Raw genomic sequence first — 6,676 nt, 5'->3', positions numbered from 1 at the left:
AGGTGTTCTTTTTCAGAACGTCAGGGGTCCACGTGACATCCGAGAAGCCGAGCCAGACAGAGCCGGCGCGAGATATTCCTTTCCGAGATGGAGCGCATCGTGCCGTGGAAGCCACTGGTTGCCTTGGTCGAGCCGCACTATCCGGTATCGGGGCGGCCCGGTCGGCAGCCGTACGCGCTGGCGACGATGTTGCGGATTCATCTGTTGCAGCAGTGGTATGCGTTGAGCGATCCGGCGATGGAAGAAGCGCTGCACGAGATCCCGAGCCTGCGGCGTTTTGCCCAGCTCGGTGGCTTGGACAACGTGCCGGACGAGACCACGATTCTCAACGTTCGGCGCCTGCTGGAGACCCATGACCTTGCCGCGCAGATGCTGAAGGCCGTCAACGCGCATCTGGCGCGCAAGGGTCAAAGTTTGCGGTCGGGCACGATCGTCGATGCGACGCTGATCGCTGCGCCCAGTTCGACCAAGAATGCAGATCGTGCGCGCGACCCTGAGAGGCATCAGACCAAGAAGGGCAACCAGTGGTATTTCGGGATGAAGGCGCACATCGGCGTGGATGAGTTTTCCGGACTGGTGCACCACGTCCATTGCACCGCAGCCAACGTGGCCGATGTCACGGTGACGCATGCATTGCTGCACGGCAAAGAAGACAGCGTGTTCGGCGACAGCGGCTATACCGGAGCGGACAAACGCGAAGAACTGCAGCGCTGCGAGGCTGCATTTTTCATTGCCGCCAAGCGTTCGACGATTCAGTCCATCGGCAACAAGCGCGAGCGTGCTCGGGAAGAGCGTTGGGAACACTTCAAGGCCAGCGTGCGCGCAAAAGTGGAGCATCCGTTTCGCGTGATCAAGCGCAAGTTTGGCGACATCGCGGCCTGGCCAATAACGCCGCACAGGTGCTGACCTTGTTTGCGCTGTCGAACCTGTGGATGGTGCGCCGGCACTTGCTGCCGGCCCGGGGATAATGCTGCCTGGCGGCAGCCAAAACCGCCAGAACGTGCAAAAATCGCACCCGACTCAGCATTTTTTCCAGTCATTGACATGCAAGAAACTGGAATATTAGAGGTGTGATGGGTCGTTCAGACCTTCCTTAGAGCGGCCAAAAGTAACTAAGGAACCTCTAGACAACTTATGGAGCGGTGAGAGAGCTCTGCAATCTGGCCTAGTCGCGACAATCGCCAGTTGTAGCCGGCGGCGCAGCCAGGACATGCATGAGCCGGCGGCTACGCAGACGACAATCGTCTTTCCGATGGCCGACCACGAGAGCAGGCAGGAATTTGTGAAAAATTCTCTACTGACAGCGAGTTAGCTCACTTTTAGCTGTTTTTTACACGAAGCGCTGCCGACCCTCAGGAAGGGCAAGGCTTCGGCGTCAAGCTCGCGGTCAGCGATGCCCTACAGGACTTGGTCGCGCGGCTAGCCGAGCGATTGCACGGCGAGGCCGAGGCGGTGATCGCCCAAGCGCAAGAGCGGTTCAATGCCGAGCTGCATGAGCGCACCCAAGCCTTAGAGAGGGCCCGGCAAGAGGCCGGCAACCTCAGTTCGCAGCTTCAGCGCACCGAGACGGCACTACAAACAGAACGTGAGGCAGGCGAGGCCGCCAGGAGCGACTTGGCCAGGTCCACCACCGAACTGGCACAACTAGAGGAGCGGATCGCAGGACTCACGGCGCGCCTGGCGGAGCACCAAAGTCAACGCGGTCACTGGAGCAGAAGCACGAGCACGCCCGGGAGGCCCTTGAGCACTACCGCAACTCGGTCAAAGACCAGCGCGAGCAGGAGCAACGCCGGCACGAGCACCAGTGCAGGAACTGCAGGTCGCACTGCGCCAGGCCAACGAAGCGTTGACCGCCAAAAACCACGACCTGATGCAGTTCAACCGCGAGAACGGCCAGTGGCTGGAACGCCACACCCGGCTGGAAAGGGAGGTGGCGCGGGTGCGCAAGACCGTCCACACGCAACAAGGCGAGCTCGATACATTGCGCGCGATAGCGGCCGAACACCAGGCGTTGCAGATGCGCTGCGCAACGAGGTGCGCAATGTCCACTTCGGCAATCAAATGCTGGTCGAGCTCACCACGCTCACGACCAAGAACCTGTTTGCACGGCTGCCGGCAGCCACACCGGCCAGCAACGCAGCCGGGGAGGGCTTCTATGACGGGGGGCCGCCGACCCTCAATCCGGCGGTAGCAGGCGTGCCTGACGCAGCGCGGCCAGATCGGCCGAGCCGGTACAGAAGCAGGCGACCGCCAACTGGCGGATAACGACCTCGAAATGCGCGACGACCGCCTCGGTCGACACTGTTGCCGCGCGCAACACGCCGGCAGCCTTCCCTGCTATGTCGGCGCCCAGGCGGATGGCCTTGGCCACATCGACGCCATCGCGGATCCCGCCCGACGCGATCAGCTTCACCGCCGGCAGCGCACGGCGGACTGCCTGCACGCTGGCCGGGGTCGGAATGCCCCAGTCGGCAAACGCCATCGCCACGGCGCGGTCGGCAGGATCCATGGCACGCTCACCCTCCACGGCGGCCCAACTGGTGCCACCTGCACCAGCGACGTCGATCACTGCCACGCCGGCCTCGACCAGTGCACAGGCTACCGCAGCCGAGAGGCCAGATCCCACTTCCTTGACCACGATCGGCACGCCGATGCTGCGCGCGGTGCGGGCGATCTGCGCCAGAACGCCGCGCCAATCGCGGTCGCCCTCAGGTTGTACCGCTTCCTGCAGCGGATTGAGATGGATGATGAGTCCATCGGCCTCCAGCGCATCCACTGCCCGGCGGGCCAGATCCAGGCCATCTGCCTCGCATAGTTGCGCAGCGCCGATGTTCGCCAGCAGGGGGATGTCCGGCGCGTGGCGGCGAAGTGCTCGGGTCAGTCCCTGGGCATTGTGCGATTGCAGACTCACACGTTGCGAACCGACGCCCATGGCGATGCCCAGGATCTGCGCTGCCTCGCTCAGATGGCGGTTGATCGCCTCGGCGCGCGGCATGCCGCCGGTCATCGAACTGATCAGCAGCGGCGCACGCAGGGTCTTGCCCAATAACGAGGCGCGCAGGTCGATCTGCGCCAAGTCCAGTTCGGGCAACGCGCAGTGTTCGAAGCGGATGCGTTCCCAGCCGGCCACGACCTTGGCAGACGCAGCGTGCTGAGCCAGCACGATGTCCAGATGGTCGTCCTTGCGCTGGCTCAGCGCGTCGTCGCTGCTCGATTCTGTGCTCGTGCCGGGCATCGCCGTGGCACCGAGCGCGCGCGGATCCGCGCCTTGTAAGCGTTCAGACTGGCGCATGCGGGCCTCCCTCCACCGCATCACTGCGGTAGCGGTTAATTGATGTCTGGTAGTACTGCGTGCCGATGGCCGCCATGGCTTCGAACAAAGCGGCCCATGGCGCGGGAAAGCGTTCTTCCGCAAGTATCCGCTGCAGCATGCGGATGCGGCCGGCCAGTTCGTCATGCAGGAAGTCGACCACAGGCATGGCCGGATAGCGTTGCTGCAGCAGGATCAATGCAGTGGCTGTCTCGCCGGCTGCTCGATCTTTGTCGCGTCCGTGCAGGTCGTTGTGCAGGCGTCCGATCTCGCCGATCAGTCGCAGGGCCTGGCGGAATGCCGGACGCTCACGCAGGGCTGCCATCTCCAGGCCCCACAGCAGTGACAGGCAGCAGAACACGTTGGCGTAGGCGATCGAATCGATGCCTGTATGCAGGTACTCGGCATAGGACCATGCGTGCGCCGTTGCCGCCTGTGCGGGGCCGACGCGCAGCGCCGCGCAATAGCGCCGTGTATCGTCGAGCAGTTGCGCATAGTCGCCATGATCGTAGGCGAGTCCGGCCAGCGAAGCGCGCAGCGCGGCACAGGCCTCGAAGCCGGGCAGCGCACACGGCACGCCCTGCCCCAGCGCCTGTTCAACCGCGTCAAGCTGCGCCGGTTCGATCAGGCCCAGGTCGTTGCAGTCATCGAGCCAGAACAACAGCGCCAGTTCGCAGTAGAACGCCACGGTCAGCACGTCGTCCTGCGGATCGCGGCCGGTGCGGGCGCTGGTCTCGCGTAATCCCGGCTGGATGCACTGAAGGATGTAACTCCCGCCCCTGACCGCTTCGGCGGCATGCTGGTCGGCGAAGCCGGTCAGGGAGCGCCCCCAGTCCCGCACCTGATGCAGCGTGTGTTCGTTCCCGATCATGGCGCAGCTCCTGTATCCGTGGCTTCGTCCGGGGTGCGCTGCTCCCAGTGCAACGCCAACCACAGCCCGGCAAGTTCGGCCACACGCACAACCAGGGTCGGGCAATACAGTTCCTTGCCGATCCACAGCGGGGTCTGCGGCAGCGCGTGCGGCACATACCTAGCGAGCATCCACGCCCGCGCCCGCGTCACCGCCTGCGCGATACGCCGGCGTCCTGCCGGCTCCTCGCTCCTGTCCATCGCGTGCAGCGCGAACAGCGCATAGGCGGTTTCCTCGAGCGTGGGCGCGCAGCCGGCGCCCCAGCCGCCGTCCTCGCGCTGGGCCTGCAGCAACGCCGCCAGCGCGCGTTCGTCGCGCCATTGTGGATAGCCGTGCGACAGCGCAGCGACTGCGTGCGCGGTGGGATACAACCACGACACATGCCATTTCTCGTTGCCCCAGACACCCTGTGGGTTGCGGTTCGTTTCGACGTAGGTGCGGGTGGCGCCTGCTGGCTCGCCCAGCAGGCGCAATGCATGCAGCGCATGGATATTGGTCGACACCGAGGCATTGCGTTCGCCGGGAAAGGTGACGAACAGCGCGCCACTTTCGAACTGGCGCAACGCATCGGCCGCCGGAGCGCGGCCGGCCAGGTGCAAAACGCTCAAGACGACGGCGGTGTCGTCCGCGTCGGCCGCGAAATGCCAGGCGGGCCCCAATCCCCGCGCGCTCATTCGCGTCTCGAGCGGTGCGACGGTCGCGCGTATGGCCTCGGCGAGTGCGGGATGCGTGAACAGCCCGGCCAGCTGCAGCGTATACAGCGACCAGGCTGGCTCGAACACATTGATCGGCCAGACGTTCGGCACGATGCCCTCGATACTGCTGCCAGTCGCCTGCGCAGCAGCCTGCAGATAAGCGCAGGCACGCCCGGCCTGCTGCGTGTCGCCTTGCAGTAGCACCTGCGCACGCCAGGCGGCGGTGGCCGCCGGACTGATGCCGATGCTGCCATCCTCGTCCGGGCATGCGCTGGCCGGTGCCATTCCCCACGCCTCCCAGGAATGCAGCAGCGGATGTCCGCTGGGCAAGGTCGCCACTTTCGCCAGCCTGGCAAGGCGTGCCTGACGCAGCGGCCACAGCGCCGGATGGTGCGGAAATGCCGCGCCGTTCGACAACGCTGCAGCCTCGCTGGACAGCAGCGGCAGGATCAGTTCTGCGCCGATCGGTGCATCGTCCGGTACGGCGCGCGCATAGGGATCGGGCTGTCGCTCCAGAAAGCGCGTCGCGGCCTGGAGCGCCTCGGCCGCGCCGGGAAACGCCCCTGCACGCTGCAACGCCAGCCATGCCGCCCATGTGGGCGCATGCCGGAACAGCGGGAAATCCACACTTCCCCACCCGCCATCCACCTGCTGTTGTGCGATGAGCCATGCGTAAGCATCGTGCCGATCAGCGAGATCGTCGTGGAACCTTAGCGCGCGCGCCGTGTCGTAAACCGACGCGCCAACGGCGCCACCGTCGCGCGTCTTAGCAAGCAGATGGCACAGTTCCGAGAGAATCCGTTCGGACAGCGCGCTCATGTGGACGGCTCCTCCTGCCGCAACGCGCATGGCACGTCCTGGGATAGATACGCACCGGCCCGCCGCAACATATGCTCCAGCCGCTGCGCACGCGGCCCCAGCGGGGTGATGGCCTCGCCTGCGTCGCGCAACAGGTTCAACGCGAACTGACGTGCGGCCGGCAGGCCCATGATCGAGGCACAAGTCGGTTTGTGCGCCGCCGCGTCCTTGCCAGGGGTCTTGCCCAGTGTCGCGACATCCGCCGTCGCATCGAGAATGTCGTCCACCACCTGCAATGCCAGGCCGAAACAGACGCTGTAACGGTCGAGCGCGGCGTACAGCTCGGCGTGCTCGGCATCTTCGGCAATGGCGCACAGCGCGCCCATGCGAACCGACGCGCGAACCAGCGCGCCGCTCTTCATCCGGTGCATCGTCATGATGGTGTCCAACGCGACGTGCTTGCCGACCAGTGCCAGATCCATGGCCTGCCCGCCGGCGGCACCGTCGGCCGATACCGCCTGTGCCAGTTCGCGCACCAAGGCGATACGGTTGTCGCCAGGTGCTTCCAGGCTAGCCAGAGTCAGGAACGCGTGCGCCTGCAGCGCATCGCCGACCAGGATCGCGGTGGCCTCGCCGAACTTGACGTGCACGGTCGGCAGGCCGCGGCGCAGCACGTCGTCGTCCATGGCGGGCAAGTCGTCATGAACCAGAGTGCAGGCGTGCATCATCTCGATGGCGGCGCCGACGTCGTCGAGCATGTGCGCCGGTGTGTCGGCCAGGTCGCCGGCCGCCAGGCAAAGCAAAGCGCGGGTACGCTTGCCGCCATGCAAGGTGGCGTAGCGCATCGCCGCCATCAGCTCGGTAGCGCCGCCCTCCTCGGCGTGGAGAAGACGCTCCAGCACCTGTTCGACCCGTTTTGCGCCGGCCTGCATCCAGACTTCCGGAAGCAGAGGGCTGGACGTG

Annotated in this window: 4 protein-coding genes and 2 pseudogenes; 2 read left to right on the top strand and 4 right to left on the bottom strand. The window is 65.4% G+C overall.

Annotated features, from left to right (window positions below; translation table 11 throughout):
- Positions 1-72: 72 nt before the first annotated feature.
- Positions 73-968: pseudogene (locus XBLMG947_RS11195) on the top strand (IS5 family transposase).
- A gap of 379 nt (positions 969-1,347) precedes the next feature.
- Positions 1,348-2,023: pseudogene (locus XBLMG947_RS23630) on the top strand (DNA-binding protein); the annotation flags it as partial.
- A 153-nt stretch (positions 2,024-2,176) separates the two neighbouring features.
- On the opposite strand, the gene fni reads toward XBLMG947_RS23630, so the two are convergent.
- From fni to XBLMG947_RS11170, 4 genes are read right to left on the bottom strand one after another with little or no spacing between them, the layout of a single operon-like run.
- Positions 2,177-3,292: a type 2 isopentenyl-diphosphate Delta-isomerase gene (gene fni, locus XBLMG947_RS11185; protein ID WP_209437479.1), complete on the bottom strand. Its 1,116-nt coding sequence runs from the start codon at positions 3,290-3,292 to the stop codon at positions 2,177-2,179.
- Complete coding sequence (locus XBLMG947_RS11180; protein ID WP_245228160.1) at positions 3,279-4,244, bottom strand: terpene synthase family protein; 966 nt, start codon at positions 4,242-4,244, stop codon at positions 3,279-3,281. The genes fni and XBLMG947_RS11180 overlap by 14 nt, the downstream gene beginning before the upstream one ends.
- The gene (locus tag XBLMG947_RS11175) at positions 4,178-5,734 is read right to left on the bottom strand and encodes a hypothetical protein (protein WP_065468652.1); all 1,557 of its coding nucleotides are present in this window, start codon (positions 5,732-5,734) and stop codon (positions 4,178-4,180) included. Before XBLMG947_RS11175 ends, XBLMG947_RS11180 begins: the two co-directional genes overlap by 67 nt.
- Positions 5,731-6,645, bottom strand: a complete 915-nt coding sequence (locus XBLMG947_RS11170) for a polyprenyl synthetase family protein (protein WP_209437478.1) — start codon at positions 6,643-6,645, stop codon at positions 5,731-5,733. The genes XBLMG947_RS11175 and XBLMG947_RS11170 overlap by 4 nt, the downstream gene beginning before the upstream one ends.
- Positions 6,646-6,676 lie beyond the last annotated feature (31 nt).

The organism is Xanthomonas bromi (genome assembly GCF_900092025.1).
In the GTDB taxonomy this organism is placed as follows: Bacteria; Pseudomonadota; Gammaproteobacteria; order Xanthomonadales; family Xanthomonadaceae; genus Xanthomonas; species Xanthomonas bromi.
The sequence above is the reverse complement of the archived record's forward strand: the minus strand, read 5'-3'. Positions and strand labels throughout refer to the sequence as shown.